15 protein-coding genes are annotated in these 21,262 nt (G+C 70.0%); 7 read left to right on the top strand and 8 right to left on the bottom strand.

Translation table 11 applies throughout. From position 1 onward, the window contains the following. Positions 1 to 70: 70 nt before the first annotated feature. The 4 genes from ACH41F_RS24905 to metH all read right to left on the bottom strand — a co-directional run bounded on the left by ACH41F_RS24905 (position 71) and on the right by metH (position 8,182). Positions 71 to 1,651 carry an ABC transporter substrate-binding protein gene (locus tag ACH41F_RS24905; protein WP_391241894.1) on the bottom strand — a complete coding sequence of 527 codons (1,581 nt, stop codon included), beginning with the start codon at positions 1,649 to 1,651 and terminating at the stop codon, positions 71 to 73. A gap of 64 nt (positions 1,652 to 1,715) precedes the next feature. Then, a complete protein-coding gene (locus ACH41F_RS24900; protein ID WP_391241891.1) occupies positions 1,716 to 3,317 on the bottom strand; it encodes an ABC transporter substrate-binding protein in 1,602 nt (533 codons plus the stop codon). A 420-nt stretch (positions 3,318 to 3,737) separates the two neighbouring features. Beyond that, positions 3,738 to 4,439, bottom strand: coding sequence for an HAD-IA family hydrolase (locus ACH41F_RS24895; protein WP_391241888.1), 702 nt, complete (start codon positions 4,437 to 4,439; stop codon positions 3,738 to 3,740). Between the two features lie 227 nt (positions 4,440 to 4,666). Continuing rightward, entirely contained in the window at positions 4,667 to 8,182 is a 3,516-nt protein-coding gene (gene metH, locus ACH41F_RS24890; protein WP_398837592.1) for a methionine synthase, read from the bottom strand. Positions 8,183 to 8,488: 306 nt separating this feature from the next. On the opposite strand from metH, the gene ACH41F_RS24885 reads away from it, so the two are divergent. The 4 genes from ACH41F_RS24885 (at position 8,489) to ACH41F_RS24870 (ending at position 13,693) form a co-directional block, all read left to right on the top strand. Then, positions 8,489 to 9,253 (top strand): IclR family transcriptional regulator C-terminal domain-containing protein, encoded by a 765-nt coding sequence (locus tag ACH41F_RS24885; protein WP_391240233.1) that lies wholly within the window; start codon positions 8,489 to 8,491, stop codon positions 9,251 to 9,253. A 377-nt stretch (positions 9,254 to 9,630) separates the two neighbouring features. After that, positions 9,631 to 10,431 carry an MIP family channel protein gene (locus ACH41F_RS24880; protein ID WP_391240236.1) on the top strand — a complete coding sequence of 267 codons (801 nt, stop codon included), beginning with the start codon at positions 9,631 to 9,633 and terminating at the stop codon, positions 10,429 to 10,431. Positions 10,432 to 10,483: 52 nt separating this feature from the next. After that, positions 10,484 to 12,025 carry a glycerol kinase GlpK gene (glpK, locus tag ACH41F_RS24875; RefSeq protein WP_391240238.1) on the top strand — a complete coding sequence of 514 codons (1,542 nt, stop codon included), beginning with the start codon at positions 10,484 to 10,486 and terminating at the stop codon, positions 12,023 to 12,025. A gap of 51 nt (positions 12,026 to 12,076) precedes the next feature. Next, positions 12,077 to 13,693 carry an FAD-dependent oxidoreductase gene (locus ACH41F_RS24870; protein ID WP_391240241.1) on the top strand — a complete coding sequence of 539 codons (1,617 nt, stop codon included), beginning with the start codon at positions 12,077 to 12,079 and terminating at the stop codon, positions 13,691 to 13,693. A gap of 195 nt (positions 13,694 to 13,888) precedes the next feature. On the opposite strand, the gene mtnK is transcribed toward ACH41F_RS24870, so the two are convergent. The 4 genes from mtnK to ACH41F_RS24850 are packed head-to-tail and all read right to left on the bottom strand — an operon-like array spanning position 13,889 to position 18,788. After that, the gene (mtnK, locus tag ACH41F_RS24865; RefSeq protein WP_391240244.1) at positions 13,889 to 15,061 is read right to left on the bottom strand and encodes an S-methyl-5-thioribose kinase; all 1,173 of its coding nucleotides are present in this window, start codon (positions 15,059 to 15,061) and stop codon (positions 13,889 to 13,891) included. A gap of 8 nt (positions 15,062 to 15,069) precedes the next feature. Then, positions 15,070 to 16,116 carry an ABC transporter permease gene (locus tag ACH41F_RS24860; RefSeq protein WP_391240247.1) on the bottom strand — a complete coding sequence of 349 codons (1,047 nt, stop codon included), beginning with the start codon at positions 16,114 to 16,116 and terminating at the stop codon, positions 15,070 to 15,072. A 25-nt stretch (positions 16,117 to 16,141) separates the two neighbouring features. Beyond that, a complete protein-coding gene (locus ACH41F_RS24855) occupies positions 16,142 to 17,689 on the bottom strand; it encodes a sugar ABC transporter ATP-binding protein (protein WP_398837588.1) in 1,548 nt (515 codons plus the stop codon). Further along, positions 17,676 to 18,788 carry a substrate-binding domain-containing protein gene (locus ACH41F_RS24850; protein WP_398837586.1) on the bottom strand — a complete coding sequence of 371 codons (1,113 nt, stop codon included), beginning with the start codon at positions 18,786 to 18,788 and terminating at the stop codon, positions 17,676 to 17,678. The genes ACH41F_RS24855 and ACH41F_RS24850 overlap by 14 nt, the downstream gene beginning before the upstream one ends. A gap of 506 nt (positions 18,789 to 19,294) precedes the next feature. Between ACH41F_RS24850 and ACH41F_RS24845 the strand changes: the two genes are divergently transcribed. From ACH41F_RS24845 to mtnB, 3 genes are read left to right on the top strand one after another with little or no spacing between them, the layout of a single operon-like run. Next, the gene (locus ACH41F_RS24845; protein WP_391240255.1) at positions 19,295 to 19,894 is read left to right on the top strand and encodes an acireductone dioxygenase; all 600 of its coding nucleotides are present in this window, start codon (positions 19,295 to 19,297) and stop codon (positions 19,892 to 19,894) included. Then, positions 19,891 to 20,616 carry an acireductone synthase gene (gene mtnC / locus ACH41F_RS24840; RefSeq protein WP_391240257.1) on the top strand — a complete coding sequence of 242 codons (726 nt, stop codon included), beginning with the start codon at positions 19,891 to 19,893 and terminating at the stop codon, positions 20,614 to 20,616. The genes ACH41F_RS24845 and mtnC overlap by 4 nt, the downstream gene beginning before the upstream one ends. After that, complete coding sequence (mtnB, locus tag ACH41F_RS24835; RefSeq protein ID WP_391240259.1) at positions 20,613 to 21,221, top strand: methylthioribulose 1-phosphate dehydratase; 609 nt, start codon at positions 20,613 to 20,615, stop codon at positions 21,219 to 21,221. The genes mtnC and mtnB overlap by 4 nt, the downstream gene beginning before the upstream one ends. Positions 21,222 to 21,262 lie beyond the last annotated feature (41 nt).

Raw genomic sequence — 21,262 nt, 5'->3', positions numbered from 1 at the left:
ACGACGAGGGCGCCCTTCCGGATGGAGGGGCGCCCTCGGTCATGGGCCGTGCCGGCCCGTGGGTGCGGTGTCAGCCCTTGCTGAGCTCCCAGAAGCGGAAGACGGTTGAGGCGTCGAGGCAGTACTCCAGGCCGTACACGTCCTCGTGGACGACGGCGTACTGCTTGGCCTGCCAGACCGGGATGACCGGGACCTCGGCGGCGACGATGTCCTGGAGGCGGCCGTAGTCGTCGTCGGTCGCGGAGCGGTCGCTCTCGGCGGCCGTGCGCGGGATGAGGCTGCCGGTGATCGTGCGGTTGTCGTAGTTGTTGGCCAGCACGTTGCCCTTGCCGAAGAAGGGGGCCGTGAAGTTGTCGGGGTCGGGGTAGTCGGGCACCCAGCCCTTGACGTACACGCCGTACTTGCCGGCGGCGATGTCCTTCTCGTACTGCTTGAAGTCGACGGACTTGACGTCGGCGTCGAACAGGCCGCTGTTGTTGAGCTGTCCGGCGATCGCCTTGAGCTCCTGGTCGGTGGCCGGGCCGTAGCGGGTGGGGGTGGACCAGAGGGTCAGCTTCACCTTGCCGGTGATGCCGTCGGCGTTCAGGGCGGCGGCGGCCTTGGCCTTGGAGGGGCGGGCGCCGTAGGTGTCGAAGAAGGCCGTGTTGTGGGCGGTGATACCGGCCGGGACGATCGAGTACAGCGAGGTGGCCGTGCCCTGGTAGACGTCCTTCATGAGGGCGTCGCGGTCGAGCAGGTAGGCGATGGCCTTGCGCACCCCGAGCCGGCCGGCGACCGGGTCGTCCATGTTGAAGACGAGGTGCTGGACCTCGGCGCTGGTGCCCTCGACGATCTCGACGCCGGCGTCGGCGCCGGCGGCCTCGATGTCGGCGATGTCCTTCGAGCTGAGGCCTCGGTAGGCGATGTCGATGTTCTTGTCGGTCAGGGACCGCTTCAGCTGGTCCTGGTCGCCGTGGAAGAACTTCAGGGTCACACCGGAGTTCTTCACCTCGGCGGTGCCCTTGTAGTTCTCGTTGACGGAGAAGACGGCCTCGTCCTCGCCGAAGGAGTCCAGCTTGTAGGGGCCGGAGCCGACCGCTTCGCCGTCCTCGCGCAGCCCGTCCGCGTCGTACTGGCGGTGGTCGACGATGGAACCGGCACCCGAGGCGATCTTGCTGGGGAAGGTGGCGTCGGGCGTGTTCAGCCGGAAGACGACCGTCTTCTCGTCCGGCGTCTCGACCTTGTCCAGCATGGGGAACATGATCGCGGGACCGGCGTCGTCGTTGATCTTCAGCATCCGGTCGAAGGAGAACTTGACGTCCTCCGAGGTGAGTGAGTCACCGTTGCTGAACCGCAGGTCGTCCTTGAGCGTGCAGGTGTAGACCTTGGTCTCGGTGTCGCTGAACTTGCAGCTCTCGGCCGCCTCGGGCTCCGGTTCGGTGCCGCCCTTGGGGAAGCTCAGCAGCGACTGGAAGACGTTGTTGAACAACAGCCAGGAGCCGGGGTCGTAACCGGACGCGGGGTCCGTGGCCAGGACGTCGTCGGACATCCCCATGACCACGTTGGAGCCGGTGCCCCCGGAATCGCCGTTCTCCGTGCCGCAGCCGGTCAGCAGGCCGGAGGCCAGCCCCGCCACGAGGGGCAGGACTGGCCACTGGTTGCGCATGTTCACGTACGAGTGCCTTGTCGTCGGTGGGTGAATCCCGAAGCCCGTCCCAGGCCCGGGCAAGGTCGGATCAGCCGCTCACTCCACGGCTGAGCTCCCACAGCTGAAGGGTGGAGGAGGAGTTGAGGGCGTAGGCCGTGCCGGTGACGTCGTCGCGGGCGGCCACGTACTGCTTGCCCTGCCACAGCGGGAGCAGCGGGACGTCGTCGGCGACGATGTCCTGGATGTCCGTCAGGCTGCTGGAGGCGGACAGCCGGTCGGCCTCGCGGCGGGACTCCGGGATCAGGGTGTTGCGGATCTCGCTGTTGGCGTAGGGCAGCCCGAGGAAGTTGTCCTTGTCGAGGAACGGCGCGAGGTAGTTGTCGGCGTCCGGGAAGTCGGGGAACCAGCCCATGCCGTAGACGTCGTACGCGCCCTTCTGCTCGGCGGGGCGGAAGGTCTTCCAGGCCGCGCCCTTGATGCTGACGTCGAACAGGCCGCTGTCGTTGAGCTGCTTCTGGAGCTGCTCGAACTCCTGCTGGGTGGCCGGACCGTAGTGGTCGGTGGTGTAGTGCAGGGTCAGCTTGACCGGGCTGGTGATGTTCGCCTTCGCCAGCAGCGCCTTCGCCTTGGCGGTGCTGGGGTCGCCGTACTTGTTGAAGAACGCGTTGGAGTGGCCGGTGATGCTCGCCGGGACCAGCGAGTACAGCGGCTCGGCCTCGGAGCCGTAGACCTTGGAGACGAGTTCGCTGCGGTTGATGACCTGGGCCATCGCCTGGCGCACGGCCTTGGTCTTCACGGTCGCGGCGTTGGTGTTGAAGGCGAGGTAGCGGATCTCCAGACCCGGCATCTCGATGAGGTCGACGGCGTCGTCCGAGGAGGCGGAGAGCTTCTCGATCTGCTCCGGCGACATGGAGCGGGACATGACGTCGATGTCACCGTCGTCCAGGGCGCTGCCCATGGCGTCGGCGTCGGCGAAGGAGCGCAGTTCGGCCTTGTCGTTGTTCACCTTCAGCGCCCCCTTGTAGTGGGGGTTCTTGGTGAACACGGCGTTGACCAGCTCGTCGTCCTTGACCTCGGCCGACATGGTGTACGGGCCGGAGCCGTCGACGTCGAAGCCGTCGCGCAGGCTCTTGGGCTGGTAGTCCTCGGGGTTGACGATGCCCGCGACCGGCGTCGAGAGCTTGTACGGGAACGTGGCGTCGGCGGTCTTGAGGTGGAAGATCACCTCGCGGTCGCCCTTCGTCTCCACCGTGTCGATGGTGGAGAGCAGGCCGACCGGACCGCCCTCGGCGTTGATGGCGAGGACGCGTTCGATCGAGTACTTCACGTCGTCCGCCGTCACGGCGTCGCCGTTGGAGAACTTCAGGTCCTTGCGCAGCGTGCAGGCGTAGCGCTCGTTGCCGGTGTCGGTGAAGCGGCAGCTCTCGGCGGCCTCGGGCACGGGTTCGCCCTCGCCGCGCGGCTGGATCATCAGGGTCTGCACGGTCTGGCGCAGGATGTTCCAGGTGCCGACGTCGTAGGCGTACGCCGGGTCGAGGGGCGCGGGGGCGTCCTGCGAGGCGGTGAACCGGTCCGTGGTGCCGACGACGATCGCGTCTCCGCCACTGCCGCCGTCGGACCCGCCACACGCGGCGAGAACCGGCGCGAGCAGGCCGATGACGGCCGGCAGCACCAAAGTCTTGCGGTTCATGCTCGAGTTTCTCCAGAGCTGTTGGTCCGTGTACCCGGCATGCATGGGTGGTGCGGCGGATCACGGGGGTTACGGCGATGTTCTCGCGACGAGATTAGTCCGGGTCCGCACGCCCGTTGACGGCCACCGGAGTTGGGCTGCCATCACGCAGCGAAACCGGTTGCCGACGCATTGAAAACCCGACCGGGGAAGGATTCGTGCAGGGTCCCACCAATCGGGACACAAGGGCACGTCGAAGCCGCCCGAACCGGACGTCGATGCACACACCTCATCGACTGTCGATCCCCTGCCGCGTGGGGAACGTCACACCGTCAACGCCATGGGTCCGTACCGGAATTCGGCCATCCCGCGGGGTTCGAATTCCTTTGCGGCGGGCCCGGTAAATACCGCCGCTATCGGTGCCGCACGCTGCGTGAAGGGTCAGCGCATTTCCGTCATCAGGCCGCGCAGAAATGCCAGGTCGACCTCCTCGAGCGAGGACACGACGGTGCGCCGGGCGGCCGGCGCGATGGGGGCCACCGAGGGCACCGCCACGACATGGCAGCCCGCGGCCTCGGCCGCCGCGACTCCGGTCGCGGTGTCCTCGACGACGGCGCATCTGGCCGGATCCACGCCGAGGCCGGCCGCGGCGAAGAGATACGGGTCGGGGTGGGGCTTGGTCCGGGGCACCTCGTCGCCCGCCACCGTCAGCGCGAAGTGCTGGGGGCCGAGCGAGGTGAGCACCCGGTCGATGATGCGCCGGTGCGAGGCGGAGACCAGCGCGGTGGGGATCTCGTACTCGGCGAGTTCAGCCAGCAGCCGCAGGGCGCCCGGCATCAGCGGCAGCGAGCGGCCGATACGGTCCTCAAAACCGTCGTTGAGCAGCACCGACAGCTCGGGCAGGGTGATGTCGGCGCCGGTGGCCTCGATCAGGAAGCCCGCGCTGCGGGTCATGGGGCCGCCGACGACGACATGGCGCCAGGAGTCGTCGAGGGTGTGTCCGAGCCGGGCGAAGACCTCGACCTCCACGTCCCACCAGAAGCCCTCGGTGTCCACGAGGGTGCCGTCCATGTCGAGGAGCACCGCCTGAAGCGCTGACCCTTGGGCCGTACGGGTTGCTGGCGCGGGGACCGTGCTGGTCATCCTGGCGCACCTCCTTGAGGGACGATCAGGCCGGTTCCCAGGAGGGAACCGGCCTGCGGTGGACCGACAAGTGTACGTCGCGGTACGACGACATGCTTTGTTTAACCGGGAGGGCCCGTGGCACACCGGAGCCACGGTCGAGGGCCGCCTCGACGCGGCCCTCTCCGCTGCCCCTCGCGACGCGCTGCCCTCGCTCGCGTCGACGTCCTCAGCGCGCGTCGATCTCCTCAGCGGGCGTTGAAGTACTTCGCCTCGGGGTGGTGGATCACGATGGCGTCCGTGGACTGCTCGGGGTGCAGCTGGAACTCCTCGGACAGGTGGACGCCGATGCGCTCCGGCTGGAGCAGTTCGGCGATCTTGGCGCGGTCCTCCAGGTTCGGGCAGGCGCCGTAGCCGAGCGAGAAGCGGCAGCCCTGGTACTCGGTACGGAACATGCCGTCCAGGGAGCGCGGGTCGGCGCCGGCGATGCCGAGTTCGTCGCGCACGCGCGCGTGCCAGTACTCGGCGAGGGCCTCGGCCAACTGCACGGACAGGCCGTGCAGTTCGAGGTAGTCGCGGTAGGCGTTCGCCTCGAAGAGCTTGGCGGTCTCCTCGCCGATGCGGGAGCCGACGGTGACGACCTGGAGGCCGACGACGTCGGTCTCCCCCGACTCCTCCGGGCGGAAGAAGTCCGCCAGGCACAGCCGGCGGCCGCGGCGCTGGCGCGGGAAGGTGAACCGGGTGCGCTCATTGCCCTCGTCGTCGAGGATGATCAGGTCGTCGTCCTTGGACACGCACGGGAAGTAGCCGTAGACGACGGCCGCCTCCAGCAGGTTCTCCGTCTGGAGCTTGTCCAGCAGACCGCGCAGCCTGGGCCGGCCCTCGGTCTCCACGAGCTCCTCGTACGACGGGCCTTCGCCGGTGCGGGCCTGCTTGAGGCCCCACTGCCCCTTGAACAGGGCGCCCTCGTCGAGCCAGGACGCGTACTCCTTGAGCTGGATGCCCTTGATGACGCGGGTGTCCCAGAACGGCGGCGTGGGCACGGGGTTGTCGACGGCGACGTCGGACCGGACGTGGCCCTCCTCCGGGCGCTCCTCGACCTCGACGCTCGCGGCCGCACGCACCCGGCGCTGCTTCAGTTCGGGCAGCTTGGCTCCGGGGACGCCGCGCTTGACGCCGATGAGGGCGTCCATGAGGCGCAGGCCCTCGAAGGCGTCGCGGGCGTAGCGGACCTCGCCCTCGTAGATCTCGTGCAGGTCCTGCTCGACATACGCACGGGTCAGGGCGGCACCGCCCAGGATCACGGGGTAATCGGCGGCGAGGCCACGGGTGTTGAGCTCCTCCAGGTTCTCCTTCATGATCACCGTGGACTTCACCAGCAGCCCGGACATGCCGATCACGTCGGCCTTGTGCTCCACGGCCGCGTCGAGGATCGCGGAGACAGGCTGCTTGATGCCGAGGTTGACGACGGTGTAGCCGTTGTTGGTCAGGATGATGTCGACGAGGTTCTTGCCGATGTCGTGCACGTCCCCGCGCACGGTGGCCAGCACGATCGTGCCCTTGCCCTCGTCGTCCGTCTTCTCCATGTGCGGCTCCAGATAGGCCACCGCCGTCTTCATGACCTCGGCGGACTGGAGCACGAACGGCAACTGCATCTGGCCGGAGCCGAACAGCTCACCGACGACCTTCATGCCCTCAAGGAGGGTGTTGTTGACGATGTCGAGGGCGGGCGTGTCCTGGAGTGCCTCTTGGAGGTCGGCCTCCAGGCCGTTCTTCTCGCCGTCGATGATCCGGCGCTTGAGGCGTTCCTCCAGCGGCAGCGCGGCCAGTTCCTCGGCCTTGCCCGCCTTCAGCGACTTCGCCGTGGCGCCCTCGAACAGCGCCATCAGCTTCTGCAACGGGTCATAGCCCTCGGCGCGCCGGTCGTAGATCAGGTCGAGGGCGGTCTGGACCTCTTCCTCGCTGAAGCGGGCGATCGGCAGGATCTTCGAGGCGTGCACGATGGCCGAGTCCAGGCCCGCCTTCACGCACTCGTCCAGGAATACCGAGTTCAGCAGCATCCGCGCGGCCGGGTTCAACCCGAAGGAGATGTTCGACAGCCCCAGCGTCGTCTGCACCTCGGGGTGGCGCCGCTTCAGCTCACGGATCGCCTCGATGGTCGCGATGCCGTCCTTGCGGGACTCCTCCTGACCCGTGCAGATCGTGAAGGTCAGGGTGTCGATGAGGATGTCCGACTCGTGGATGCCCCAGTTCCCGGTCAGGTCGGCGATCAGCCGCTCGGCGATCTCGACCTTGTGCTCCGGGGTGCGGGCCTGGCCGTCTTCGTCGATCGTCAGCGCGATCAGCGCGGCGCCATGCTCCTGGGCCAGCTTGGTGACCTTCGCGAACCGGGACTCCGGGCCGTCGCCGTCCTCGTAGTTGACCGAGTTGATCACCGCACGCCCGCCGAGCTTCTCCAGCCCCGCCCGGATGACGTCGACCTCGGTGGAGTCCAGCACGATCGGCAGCGTCGAGGCCGTCGCGAACCGGCCCGCCAGCTCCTCCATGTCGGCAACGCCATCGCGGCCGACGTAGTCCACGCACAGGTCGAGCATGTGCGCGCCCTCGCGGATCTGCTCGCGGGCCATCTCCACGCAGTCGTCCCAGCGGGCCTCCAGCATCGCCTCGCGGAACTTCTTCGACCCGTTGGCGTTCGTCCGCTCACCGATCGCCATGTACGCCGTGTCCTGCCGGAACGGCACCGTCTGGTACAGGGAGGCGGCGCCCGGCTCGGGCTGCGGGCTGCGCTCGGTGGGCGCGAGATCGCGGACGCGCTCGACGACCTGGCGCAGGTGCTCGGGAGTGGTGCCGCAACAGCCGCCGATGAGGGACAGGCCGTAGTCGCGGACGAAGTTCTCCTGCGCGTCGGCCAGTTCCGGCGCGGTCAGGGGGTAGTGGGCGCCGTCCTTGGTGAGGACGGGCAGGCCGGCGTTGGGCATGCAGGACAGCTGGATGCGGGAGTGCCGGGCCAGATAGCGCAGGTGCTCGCTCATCTCCGCCGGACCGGTCGCGCAGTTCAGGCCGATCACGTCGATGCCCAGCGGCTCCAGCGCCGTCAGCGCGGCACCGATCTCGGAGCCCAGCAGCATCGTCCCGGTCGTCTCCACCGTCACCGAGACGATCAGGGGGACGTCGTATCCGGCCGTCTCCATGGCCCTACGAGCGGCGATGACGGAGGCCTTGGTCTGGAGGAGGTCCTGGGTGGTCTCCACCAGGAGGGCGTCGGCGCCGCCGGCCAGCAGGCCCTCGGCGTTCTGCTGGTAGGCGTCCCGGATGGCACCGAAGGTGGTGTGCCCGAGCGTGGGGAGCTTGGTGCCGGGGCCCATCGAGCCGAGGACCCAGCGCCGGCGGCCGTCACGGGCCGCGTACTCGTCCGCCGTCTCGCGGGCGATACGGGCGCCCGCCTCGGACAGTTCATGGACGCGGTCGGAGATGTCGTACTCGCCGAGGGCGGAGAGGTTGGCGCCGAAGGTGTTGGTCTCCACGCAGTCGACGCCGACGCCGAAGTACTCGGCGTGCACCGCGCGCACGATGTCGGGGCGGGTGACGTTGAGGATCTCGTTGCAGCCCTCCAGCTGCTGGAAGTCCTCGAGCGTGGGCTCCTGCGCCTGGAGCATGGTGCCCATCGCCCCGTCGGCGACCACCACACGGGTGGCCAGAGCCTCACGGAGCTCGGACGCGCGGGTCCGGCTGTCGGCGGAAGGGGTCGGTGGCAACGAGGCCATGAAAGGGCTCCCTCAGGGTGCGACGGCTGTCGGCTTTGCTTCCTGCCGTGGGACTTCCCACCGCGGGCGCACGCCGTCAGGGTAGCCGGGACCGGGCCCGGACGGTCAGAGCGTCCACGGGACGGACGAGGATGGCGGGCAGTCAGGTGGGGGACCCGGGTGACCGCGCGTGCGGATCGCCGGTGACGCAAAGGTGTCGTACGACCATTGGCGATTGGTCGGCATGGACTAGTAGTGTTCGACATTGCCGAACGGCGGCAGCGACGTCGCGGGTCGACGGTCGAAGGGGACGGAGGCAGGACGGCGATGGCACGGAACATCCAGTCGCTCGAACGGGCGGCGGCGATGCTGCGGCTGCTCGCGGGCGGCGAGCGTCGGCTCGGCCTGTCGGACATCGCCTCGGCCCTGGGTCTCGCCAAGGGCACCGCGCACGGCATCCTGCGCACCCTCCAGCTGGAGGGGTTCGTCGAGCAGGACGAGGCGTCGGGGCGGTACCAGCTGGGCGCCGAGCTGCTGCGTCTGGGCACCACGTATCTCGACGTGCACGAGCTGCGGGCACGCGCGCTGGTGTGGACCGACGACCTGGCCCGCTCCAGCGGCGAGAGCGTCCACCTCGGTGTGCTGCACCAGCAGGGCGTGCTGATCGTGCACCACGTCTTCCGGCCCGACGACAGCCGGCAGGTCCTGGAGATCGGGGCCATGCAGCCCCTGCACTCCACCGCTCTCGGCAAGGTGCTGTCGGCGTACGACCCGGTGGCCCACAGCGAGGTGCTGGAGGCCGACCGCAAGGCGTTCACCGACCGCACGGTGTGCGAGCTGGACGCCTTCGAGAACGTCCTCGACATCACCCGCGCGCGTGGGTACGCGGCGGACGTGGAGGAGACCTGGGAGGGCGTGGCCGGTGTGGCCGCGCCCATTCACGACCGGCGGCGGATGCCGGTGGGGGCGGTCGGTGTCACCGGGGCCGTGGAGCGGCTGTGCCGGGACGGTGAGCTGCGTCCCGAGCTGATCGCGGCGGTGCGGGACTGTGCCCGCGCGGTGTCGCGGGACCTGGGCGCCGGGCGCTTCTAGAGCGGGCCCGGGGCGGGCCGGCGGGAGCCGTCGGCACAGAACTCGACAGGAGCCACCGGGACGCCGCGACGGCGTTCCGGTCCTAGCCCTACCCTGAAGTGGACATATAGGGCGGGTCGCACCAGGTGGCCTGTTCGAAGATCGATAGCTCACGGCAATCAATAACGATCGTGCTTTCGATAACAGAACCCTTGACGCACATGTGACGCCGGGGTGAGACTCCCGTCCATCGGTCGGCATTGTCGAACACCTACCGGCAATACGCGCTAGAGTGTGACAACGCCAAGGGCCGGCATCGCTCTCACCCCGAGGGCACGCGAACCACCGGAGGGACCCGGGGTTCTGCTTCCCCTGGACGAAGGACAAAGGAGTCGCGGGTGTCCAGCTCCGACATCTTCATCGGCGAGACCATAGGTACCGCCATACTCATCCTGCTCGGCGGCGGCGTCTGCGCGGCCGTGACGCTGAAGGCCTCCAAGGCCCGTAACGCCGGCTGGCTCGCCATCACCTTCGGGTGGGGTTTCGCCGTACTGACGGCCGTCTACACGTCCGCGCCGCTCTCCGGCGCCCATCTGAACCCGGCCGTCACCCTCGCGCTCGCGCTCAAGAAGGACGGCATCTCCTGGAGTGACGTCCCGATCTACTGGGGCGGGCAGCTGCTCGGCGCCATGATCGGCGCGGCCCTGGTCTGGATCGCCTACTACGGCCAGTTCCTCGCACACCTGACCGACGACGAGATCGTCGGCGCTCCGGATGCGCGGGGCACCGTCACGAAGTCCGTCGAGGCGCAGGAGAAGGGCGCCGGCCCGGTCCTGGGCATCTTCTCCACCGGCCCCGAGATCCGGGTCGCCTGGCAGAACATCGCCACCGAGGTCATCGGCACCATCGTGCTGGTGCTCGCGGTTCTCACGCAGGGCCTCAACGACGGCGGCAACGGCCTGGGCACCCTGGGCGCCCTGATCACCGCCCTGGTCGTCGTCTCGATCGGTCTCTCCCTCGGTGGCCCGACGGGTTACGCCATCAACCCGGCCCGTGACCTCGGTCCGCGTATCGTGCACGCCCTCCTGCCCTTGCCCAACAAGGGTGGCTCCGACTGGAGCTACGCCTGGGTCCCGGTCGTCGGTCCCCTGATCGGCGCCGCGATCGCTGCGGGCATCTACAACGTCGCTTTCGCTTAGAACAAGCAGTCGTAGACAGTCCCCCTTACTTACGGAAACCCAGGAGCACACCGTGACCGACGCGCACACCGCCGGCCCCTTCATCGCCGCGATCGACCAGGGCACGACCTCGTCCCGCTGCATCGTCTTCGACCGGGACGGCCGTATCGTCTCCGTCGACCAGAAGGAGCACGAGCAGATCTTCCCCAAGCCGGGCTGGGTCGAGCACAACGCCACCGAGATCTGGACCAACGTCCAGGAAGTGGTCGCCGGAGCCATCGAGAAGGCCGGCATCACCCGGGACGACATCAAGGCCATCGGCATCACCAACCAGCGGGAGACCACTCTCCTGTGGGACAAGAACACCGGTGAGCCCGTCCACAACGCCATCGTCTGGCAGGACACCCGCACCGACGCGCTCTGCCGCGAGCTCGGCCGCAACGTCGGCCAGGACCGCTTCCGCCGCGAGACGGGCCTGCCCCTCGCCTCGTACTTCGCCGGCCCCAAGGCCCGCTGGCTGCTGGACAACGTCGAGGGCCTGCGCGAGCGCGCCGAGGCCGGCGACATCCTCTTCGGCACCATGGACTCCTGGGTCATCTGGAACCTGACCGGCGGCGTCAACGGCGGCAAGCACTACACCGACGTCACCAACGCCTCCCGCACCATGCTGATGAACCTCCACACGCTGGAGTGGGACGCGAAGATCGCCGAGTCCATCGGCGTGCCGCTGTCGATGCTCCCGGAGATCCGCTCCTCCGCCGAGGTCTACGGCGAGGTCTCCGGCGGCAAGCTGGGCGACCTGCTCGGCGGCATCCCGGTCGCCTCGGCGCTCGGTGACCAGCAGGCGGCCCTGTTCGGCCAGACCTGTTTCGCCGAGGGCGAGGCGAAGTCGACGTACGGCACCGGCACCTTCCTGCTGATGAACACCGGTGAGAAGCCGGTCAACTCCTACAACGGCCTGCTCACCACGGTCGGCTACCGGATCGGCGACCAGAAGGCGGTCTACGCCCTCGAGGGCTCGATCGCCGTCACCGGTTCGCTGGTGCAGTGGATGCGCGACCAGATGGGCCTGATCTCCACCGCCGCCGAGATCGAGACGCTCGCGCTGTCGGTCGAGGACAACGGCGGCGCCTACTTCGTGCCGGCCTTCTCCGGTCTGTTCGCCCCGTACTGGCGCTCCGACGCCCGCGGTGTGATCGCGGGCCTGACCCGGTACGTCACCAAGGCGCACCTCGCGCGCGCCGTCCTGGAGGCCACGGCCTGGCAGACCCGTGAGATCACCGACGCCATGACGAAGGACTCCGGTGTCGAGCTCGCGGCCGTCAAGGTCGACGGCGGTATGACCTCCAACAACCTGCTGATGCAGACCCTCGCCGACTTCGTGGACGCCCCCGTGGTGCGTCCGATGGTCGCCGAGACGACCTGCCTCGGTGCCGCCTACGCCGCCGGTCTCGCCGTCGGCTTCTGGACCAGCACCGACGACCTGCGCGCCAACTGGCGCCGAGCCGCCGAGTGGACCCCCAACATGGCCGCGGAGAAGCGCGACCGTGAGTACAAGAGCTGGCTCAAGGCCGTCGAGCGGACGATGGGCTGGCTCGAGGACGAAGAGAGCTGACGAGAGCCACTCGCAGGCTCAAGCCGCTCTGATGAGGAGTAAGAACCCGAAATGACCAGTCAGACCACCCTGCAGTCCGTGCCTGCCCTCGGTACGCGCCCGGCCTCCGGCTCCAACCCGAGCCGCGCCGAGACCCGGGAGCAGCTCTCCAAGGCGTCGTACGACCTTCTCGTGATCGGCGGCGGCATCCTGGGCATCTCCACCGCCTGGCACGCCGCGCAGTCCGGCCTGCGGGTGGCCCTGGTCGACGCCGGCGACTTCGCCGGTGCCACCTCTTCCGCCTCCTCGAAGCTGCTCCACGGCGGTCTGCGCTACCTGCAGACCGGCGCGGTGCGGCTGGTGGCGGAGAACCACTTCGAGCGCCGTGCGGTCTCCCGCCAGGTGGCCCCCCACCTGGCGAACCCGCTCACGTTCTACCTCCCCGTGTACAAGGGCGGGCCGCACGGCGCCGCGAAGCTCGGGGCGGGCGTCTTCGCCTACTCGATGCTCTCCGCGTTCGGTGACGGCGTCGGCCACCTGCTGTCCCCCGCCAAGGCGGCGCAGGACGTGCCGGAGCTGCGTACCGACAACCTCAAGGCCGTCGCGGTCTACGGCGACGACCAGATGAACGACGCGCGCATGGCGCTGATGACGGTCCGCGCGGCCGTCGAGGCGGGCGCGGTGGTCCTGAACCACGCCGAGGTGACCGGGCTGCGGTTCACCCGGGGCCGGGTGACGGGCGCCGAGCTGCGCGACCGCCAGTCCGGCGACGAGTTCGGCGTGAACGCCCGCCTGGTGCTGAACGCGACCGGCCCGTGGGTGGACCACCTGCGCAAGATGGAGGACCCGAACGCGGCTCCTTCCATCCGCCTGTCCAAGGGCGCGCACCTGGTCCTGAAGCGGACGTCGCCCTGGCGGGCCGCGCTCGCCACCCCCATCGACAAGTACCGCATCACCTTCGCCCTCCCGTGGGAGGACATGCTGCTGCTGGGCACCACGGACGAGGAGTTCGAGGGCGACCCGGCGGACGTGACGGTGACCGAGAAGGACACCGCGCAGATACTCGACGAGGCCGCGTTCTCCATCCGCGACCAGCAGCTCGACCGGGACCTCATCACGTACGCCTTCGCAGGTCTGCGGGTGCTGCCGGGTGGCCCCGGTGACACCGCCAAGGCCAAGCGGGAGACCGTGGTGACCGAGGGCCGGGGCGGCATGCTGTCCGTCGCGGGCGGCAAGTGGACGACGTTCCGGCACATCGGCCGTACGGTCATGAAGCAGCTGGAGTCGCTGCCGGGCGCCCCGCTCGGTGACGACTACGAGCCGATCTCCTCGCTGCCCAAGAGGCTGCCGCTGCCGGGTGTCGCCAACCCGCGCGCGGTCGCCCACCGCCTGCTGGTCGACAACCCGGCGCCGGGCCCGCGGATGGCGGCGGACACGGCCAAGCACCTGGCCACGCACTACGGTTCGCTCGCCTTCGACATCGCCCGCCTGGCGAACGAGAACCCGGAACTGGGCCGGCGGGTCCACCCGGACGCCCCGGAGATCTGGGCGCAGGTCGTCTACGCCCGGGACCACGAGTGGGCCGAGACCGCGGACGACGTGCTGCGCCGCCGTACGACGCTGACGATCCGCGGCCTGGCCACGGACGACGTCCGCGCCAAGGTCCAGGACCTGCTCGACAAGAAGTAGACCTCGGGCCGGCCCTTCCTGCCCTGGCCGGCACCACCGAGAACGGCCCCTCTCCCCTATGGGGGCCGGCACGCGAACGGGGCGGCTCCACGCCGATGGAGCCGCCCCGTTCGTGTGTCCGCGGTGTCGGTGGCGGGGGTTCTCCCGGGTGCATGACCGTGGATCGGGCGACCCCCGCGCTGGTCCGGCGCCGGGTCAGGCGAGCGCGGCCACGACGTCACGCACCGCCTGGGGGGACGTCAACTCCTCGCGCCGGACGATGAGTTCGCGGCCCAGCAGCAGCGACCTGCGGGACGCGGGGGCCGGGTCGGGGAGGGTCGTCAGGTCGGTCAGGTGGGCGAAGCCGATGATGCGGCGGACGATCTCGGTGCCGGCGTAGCCCACGGACTCGGTCCAGACGCGGCGCAGGAAGCGGTCCAGATAGGCGTCGTCGAAGAAGGTGTCGACGCGGGTCGGCCACAGGCGGCGGAACTCCGTCTCGAACGCCTCCCAGGACAGCCGGAGTTGGTCCGCGTGGTCCGTCAACCGACCCAGCGCTCGTGCCCGTTCCTCCGACACCAGTGCGTTGGCCCAGTACAGGCCGAGGTCGTAGCCGATGGGGCCGACGAAGGAGAACTCGGGGTCGAAGACCCGGACGACGGGGGTGCCGTCGCGGTCGCCGACCATGACGCTGCCGGTGTGCAGGTCGCCGTGCAGGAGGGCCTGGGCGCTGGTCATGAAGGTGTGGCGCAGGTCGGCCACCTCAGTGCGCAGGCGGGTGTCGGCGCGGAACTCGCGGGCCAGGTCGTCCAGTTGCTCGTGCCAGTGGTTGTGCTCGTGCTCGATGTACGGCTCGGAGAGGACGACGTCCTCGGTGATCTTGCACAGTTCCGGGCTGACCGAGGCGGCGATCAGGGCCTTGCGGTCGGCGGAGGCCATGCCGAAGTCGCTGGTGGCGAAGGAGAACTGGGCGACGAACTCGCCGATCCGGGCCGAGGTGTGCGGGCCGTACGCGGCGCCCTCGTTGAGGAGGGTCCGCAGGACCTGCAGGTCCGACATGTCCTCCATGACGAGGGCGTGGTTCTCGGGGTCGTAGCCGTGGATCGCCGGGATCTTGTCCGGGGCGACCCGCGCGACCTGCTCGTAGGCGCGGGCCTCGGCGTCGGCGCGGTCGGGGCTCATCGGCCAGGACGGGCCGGCCACCCGGACCCAGGGCAGGGCCTGCTTGACGGCGAGGCGGCGGGTGCCGTCGGTGTTCGAGGCGAGGAACACCCTGTTCATGTTGCCGTCCGAGACCTCCCGGACGGTGATGTCGGCCGGGTCGTCCCAGTGGCCCCGCTCGTGCAGGTAGCCCGGGATGTCGTCGGTCTCCAGGATGCGGTAGCCCATGGCTCTCCTCAGGACGTGCGGCGCTTGGACAGGGTGAAGCTGAAGACCAGGGCGAGGATGAGGACCGCGCCCTCGACGACGTCCTGGGTGTAGTAGGGCAGGCCCTTGATGGTCAGGCCGGTGGTGATGATGCCGATCAGGACCGCGCCGAGGGCCGTCCCCCAGACGTTGGGGCGGCCCCGGCCGAGGACCGAGGTGCCGACCAGGGCCACCGCCACCGCCTCCAGGAGCTGGGAGGTGCCGGCGCTCACGTCGCCCTGGCCGATGCGGGCGGCGAGGATCAGGCCGCCGACGGAGGCGAGGACGCCGGACAGGACGTAGGCGAGACAGCGGTACGCCCCGACGCGGATGCCCGCGAGGCGGGAGGCCTCGGGGTTGGCGCCGATGGCGTACAGGACCCGGCCCCAGCGGGTGCGGGCCAGGAAGACCCAGGCGGCGAGGGTGAGGCCGCCGAAGATCAGGACCGAGACGGGGATGCCGAGGACCGTGCCGCGGTCGATGCGCAGGAACCCGGCGGTGAACGTGCCGGGGGCGGTGGTGCCGTCGTCCAGGGTCATGCCCGGGGTGATCGACTGGCCGTCGACCAGGATGAGCTTGCCGCCCTGGATGACGAACATGGTGCCGAGGGTGGCGAGCATGTCGGGGATCTTCAGGACGACGATCAGCAGCGCGTTGAGCAGGCCCGCGAGGGCGCCGGCGGCGAGGACGGCGACGATGGCGACCGCTCCGACCTGGTTCTGGACGACCATCGTCTGGGCCGCGACCGAGACGCCGAGTCCGGCGACCGCGCCGACGGACATGTCCATGCCCCCGACGGCCATGGTGAGGGTGACGCCGAGGCCGAGGATCGCGGCGACGGAGACGTAGCGCAGGGTGTCGAGGAGGGTCGCGGACTCGCGGAAGGAGCCCTCGCTGAGCGCGAAGTACAGGAAGAGCGCGACCGTCACGAAGATGAAGCCGTACTTGATGACGGCGTTCTGGACCCGTAGGGCGGTGGAGTCGGCGGGCGGGAGCGTCGCCTTCGTGGGGACTTCCGTGCTCTGGGTGGTCGTCATGGCGTAGTTCCTCAGGGAGCCGGGGTCACACGGACGCCGAGATGGTCTGGATGACGCGGTCGCGTTCCGCGGCCTCGCCGTACGCGTCGAGGTGGATCTCACCGGCGGCGAGCACGACGACCCGGTCGGCGACCTCGAGCACCTCGTCGACGTCGGCGGACAGGACGAGCACGGCGGCGCCCTCGGCGGCGAGGGTGCGGGCGCGCCGGCCGATGTCCCGGCGGGCACCGATGTCCACGCCTCGGAACGGCTCGTCCAGGATGAGAACGCGGGGGGTCTCGGCGAGCCAGCGGCCGACGACGACCTTCTGCTGGTTGCCGCCGGACAACTCCTCGACGGTGCTGTGCTCGTCGCGGGCGACGACCCCGAGGGCCTCGATGGTGTCGCGGCCGAGGGCGTCCTCCCTCCCCCGCTGGACGAGCCCCGCCCGGGACAGCGACCTCAGGAACGGCAGCGAGACGTTCCGGGCCAGGGACCAGCCGGGGATCAGGGCGTCGGCGTGCCGGTCCTCGGGGACGAGGTGGACGCCGGCCCGGATCGCGTCGGAGGGTCTCCTCGGCGCGTACGGCGTGCCGTCCAGGGCGACGGAACCGGTCGTGAAGGGCTCGGCGCCGAACAGTCCGCGGGCCAGCTCGGTCTTGCCGGCGCCCAACAGGCCGACGACGCCGGTGACTTCGCCGGCTCGGAGGTCGAGGTCCAGGGGGGCCCGGCCCGGGAGGAGGCGGACGCCGCGCAGGGACAGGGCCACCTCGCCGGCGGCGCCCTCGCGCACCGGGCGGGCCGTCGTCGCCTCCTGGGCCTGGGCGAGCATCGCGCGCAGGGCGGCGTCCCAGTCGAAGGGCTTGGCCTGGTCCTCGGTGAGTCGGCCGTCCCGCAGGACGACCAGGCGGTCGGCGAGGGCGTCGATCTCGCCGAGGCGGTGGGAGACGTAGAGGACCGCGATGCCGTCGTCGCGCATCCTCTCGACGAGCGTGAACAGGCGCTCGGCCTCGGCGGCGGAGAGCGCGGAGGTCGGCTCGTCGAGGACGAGCAGCCGGGGGCGGGTCGCCAGGGCGCGGGCGAGGATGAGCAACTGGCGGTCGGAGATGCCGAGTTCGGTGACGTCCCGCTTGAGCAGGGGGTCGCTCCAGTCCAGACCGAGGCCGGCCTGGATCTCGCGGGCGCGGGCGAGCAGCGTGCCGCTGTTGAGGAAGGGGTTGCCGCGGCGTTGCGCGAGTTCCTCGAAGACGAGGTTCTCGGCGACCGTGAGGCCGGGCACGATGCCCTCGCCGATGCGCTGGTACACCGTCTGGATGCCCAACTGGCGGGCGGCGAGCGGCGACTGGAGTGCGGCGGGCCGGCCCGCGACCCGTATCTCGCCGCCGTGGTCGGTGTGCACGCCCGACAGGATCTTGATCAGCGTGGACTTGCCGGCGCCGTTCGCGCCGAGCAGCGCGACGACGCTGCCCGGGGCGATGTCGAGTGAGACGGAGGCGAGGACGGTCTTGCCGCCGAAGGCCATGCTGACGTCGGTGAGAGCGACGGCCGGGGCGGCCGGGGTGGCCTCCTCACGGGCCGTCTCAGTGGGCGACATTCGAGATCCAGTCCGCGGTCGAGACCTGGGCCAGGTTCAGCGCGGGCAGGGCCTCACGCAGCTGGTCCATGTTCCCGATCTTGTTCTTCCTGAGGAAGTCCTGGGTGATGGCGACGGCCGGGAACTGGACGGAGGTCTTGTTCAGCTGTCCGGCCAGTTCCAGCGCGGTCGTCCGGACGACGGCGGCGCCCACGGCGGACGGGTCGGTGCCGGCGGTCGCGACCCAGGGGCTGCCGGCGGCGGTCATCTGCTGGATGTCGGCGTTGGAGACGTCCGCGCCGAAGACCTTCACCTTGTCCTGGAGCTTCTTGTTCTGGACGGCGAGGACGGTGCCCTTGGCGAGCTCGTCGTAGGGGGCGAAGACGCCGGTCACGTCGGAGTGCTGGGTGAGCGCGGCGGAGACCAGGGGGACGTTGTCGGTGGCGGTGGAGTCGGTGACCTTGCCGACCTTGAACTCCTGCTTCCAGGCGTTGTTGTCGACGGTTCCCTTCCAGACCGAGTCGCGCTTGTCGAGGGCGGCGTAGCCGGCGACGTTGACGTAGCCGACCTTGGCGTTCTTGCCGAGGTCCTTCGCCATCACGTCGAGGACGGCCTTGGCCATGCTCGCGTCGTCCTGCTTGGTGGAGACGACACCCTTCGTGGCGGTCTCGACGTCGTAGACGACGACCTTGATGCCCTTCTGCACGGCCTTGTCGATCTCCGGCTGGATGGTCGCCGGGAAGCCGTGGTCGATGATGATCGCCTTCGCGCCGGAGTTGATGGCGGAGGACAGGTCGGTGGCCTGCTTGGCGTTGTCGGCCTGTGCGTCGTACACGGTCAGGTCGATGCCGAGGGCCTTGGCCTGCGCCTTGGCGCCGTTGCCCCACTGCTCGAAGTAGTCACCGGCGCCGCTCTGCCGGACCAGGGCGACCTTGACCGCGCCCGCGCTGAAGGGGGCGGGCTTCTTGCCGGTGACGGCCGAGGCGGAGGCGGCGGTGTCGCCGGTGTCCTTCGAGGCGTCCGTGGACTGCGAGCAGCCGGACAGCACGAGGGCGCCGAGCGAGGCGAGGGAGAGCGCGGCGAGGGGCAGACGGGTGCGGGGCAGACGAGTGCGGGGCATGACGGGGCTCCAGGTGCGGGGAGGTGAAAGGGGTGCTCGACCCGGAGCAGGGGTGTCGTGATGCGCCGGCGCACAGAGGGGCGGGCGGGCCAGGGCTCCGGGAGGGGTCAGCGACAGCGGGCCGTGGTCGACCGGAGCAGGTCCACGTACAGCCGCCGTACGAGCAGCAGCGTCTTCATACGCAGATCATGAGAAAGATTTCGGCCATACGTCAAAGCTTGAAAGCGGTTTCTCAGAGAGTGAGACAACGACTAGGTCACACCCACCGCAGGTCACGGCAGGCGTTAGCATCGCGGGACCGGCACCGACCCGGCACTGTGAGGCCCTGATGACGACAGCTGGCGCGAAAGCGACGCGTAGGACCGGCATGCGCCGCTGTCCCGGCGCGCCGTGTCGCGGCTGACCGCCCGCCTCGCCCGTCCCGTCACCGCCCCTCTTCCTCCCCCGCCCGTCCGGTGCTTGTCTCGGTATCCGGACATCCCTTCCAGACTCCTGGAGTTGTTCCCATGACCCTGCTGACCACCTGGTCCGAGTCCGGCCCCGAGACGCTGGTCCGCCGCACCTCGGACCCCGCCGAGATCGCCGAGGCCCTCAAGCCGCTCGGCGTGCGCTACGAGCAGTGGCCGATCCGCGAGGACGTCCCCTTCGACGCCGACAGCGACACGGTGTTCGCCGCGTACGGCCCGGAGATCGACAGGCTGAACGCCGAGGAGGGCTTCACGACCGTCGACGTCCTCGGCCTGCACCCCAGCGACGACCCGGAGTTCCCCGCGAAGGCGAAGGCCGCGCGCGAGAAGTTCCTCCAGGAGCACACCCACGACGACGATGACGAGGTCCGCTTCTTCGTCTCCGGCTCGGGCATCTTCTACCTCCACGCGGGCGGTGAGGTGCACGCGGTGTTCTGCGAGAAGGGCGACCTGCTGGGCGTGCCGCGCGGCACCACGCACTGGTTCGACATGGGCACCAACCCGTCGTTCACCGCGATCCGCTTCTTCCACGAGGAGGACGGCTGGATCGGCACCTTCACCGGCTCGACGATCGCCTCCCGCTTCCCGGACTACGACACGATCGCGGCGGGCTACGAGGCGGACAAGGCCTCCGCATGAGCGCGGTGCACGACGTGGACGCCGTGGTGCTCGACATCGAGGGCACCACCAGCGCCACGGGCTTCGTCGTCGACGTGCTGTACCCGTACTCGCGCTCCCGGTTCGGCGCGTTGCTGGCCGAGCGGGGCGACGATCCGGACGTGGCCCGGGCGGTCGCGCAGGTCCGCGAGGCGCTCGGCGACCCGGCGGCGGACGCGGCGGCGGTCGAGAAGGCCCTGAACGCCTGGCTCGACGAGGACCGCAAGGCCACACCGCTGAAGACCCTCCAGGGCGTCATCTGGTCCGAGGGCTTCGCCCGCGGCGACCTCGTCTCCCACTTCTACGACGATGTCGTCCCACGGCTGCGGGCCTGGCACGCGGCGGGGATCGGGCTGTACGTCTACTCGTCCGGTTCGGTCGCCGCCCAGCGGGCGTGGTTCACCCACAGCCCGGAGGGCGACCTCACCCCGCTCGTCTCGGGCCTGTACGACACCGAGAACGCCGGCCCCAAGCAGGAGCCGGAGTCCTACCGCCGGATCGCGGCGGCGACCGGGGTCGAGGCCGCGAGGCTTCTCTTCCTCTCCGACCGTACCGGCGAGCTGGACGCGGCCCGTGCGGCCGGCTGGCGCACCGTCGGGGTCCGGCGGCCCGGGGAGCCGTACTACGCGCAGGGCGTCGGCGACCACGCCGAGGCGGCGGCGTTCGACGAGATCATCCTCAGCACCACCGGGAGCACCGTATGACCGCCGAGATCACCGAACTCGACCTGGAGGAGGCGGGGGCGGTCCTCGCCGCCGAGTCCGCGCGCTTCGCCGGCTTCGGCTGGATGCGCGGCACCTCCGGCAACCTGTCCGTCGTCCTCAGCCGCGACCCGCTGCGGCTCGCGGTGACCGCGAGCGGCCGCGACAAGGGGGAACTGACCCCCGCAGACGTGGTGTTGGTGGACGGCCAGGGCGCCGCGGTGCGGGGCGGCAAGCCGTCCGCGGAGGCCGAGCTGCACGCGCGCGTGGCGGCGCTGACCGGCGCCGGGGCCGTGGTGCACGTGCACACGGTCGCCTCGGTGGCCATGGGGCGGCGGGAGCCGGGCGGGGTCGTCCTGCGCGACCTGGAGATGCTCAAGGGCGTCGGACAGCCCGCGCACGACGTCGAGGTGCTGTTGCCGGTCATCGCCAACAGCCAGGACATGAAGGTGCTCGGGGACCGTCTGGAGGCGGCGCGTGATCCGCGGATGCCGGCGGTGGTGGTCGCGGGGCACGGCCTGTACGTGTGGGGTGCCGATCCCCGTCAGGCCCGGCATCACACCGAAGTCGTGGAGTGGCTGCTGGAGTTGGAGCTGTCGCAGCGCTGAGCACACGGAAGGGGGCCCCGGAGTCGGGGATCCCCTTCTCG

This window comes from Streptomyces sp. NPDC020489 (genome assembly GCF_044386545.1).
Classification (GTDB): domain Bacteria; phylum Actinomycetota; class Actinomycetes; order Streptomycetales; family Streptomycetaceae; genus Streptomyces.
This window is presented reverse-complemented; position numbering and strand designations above follow the sequence as displayed.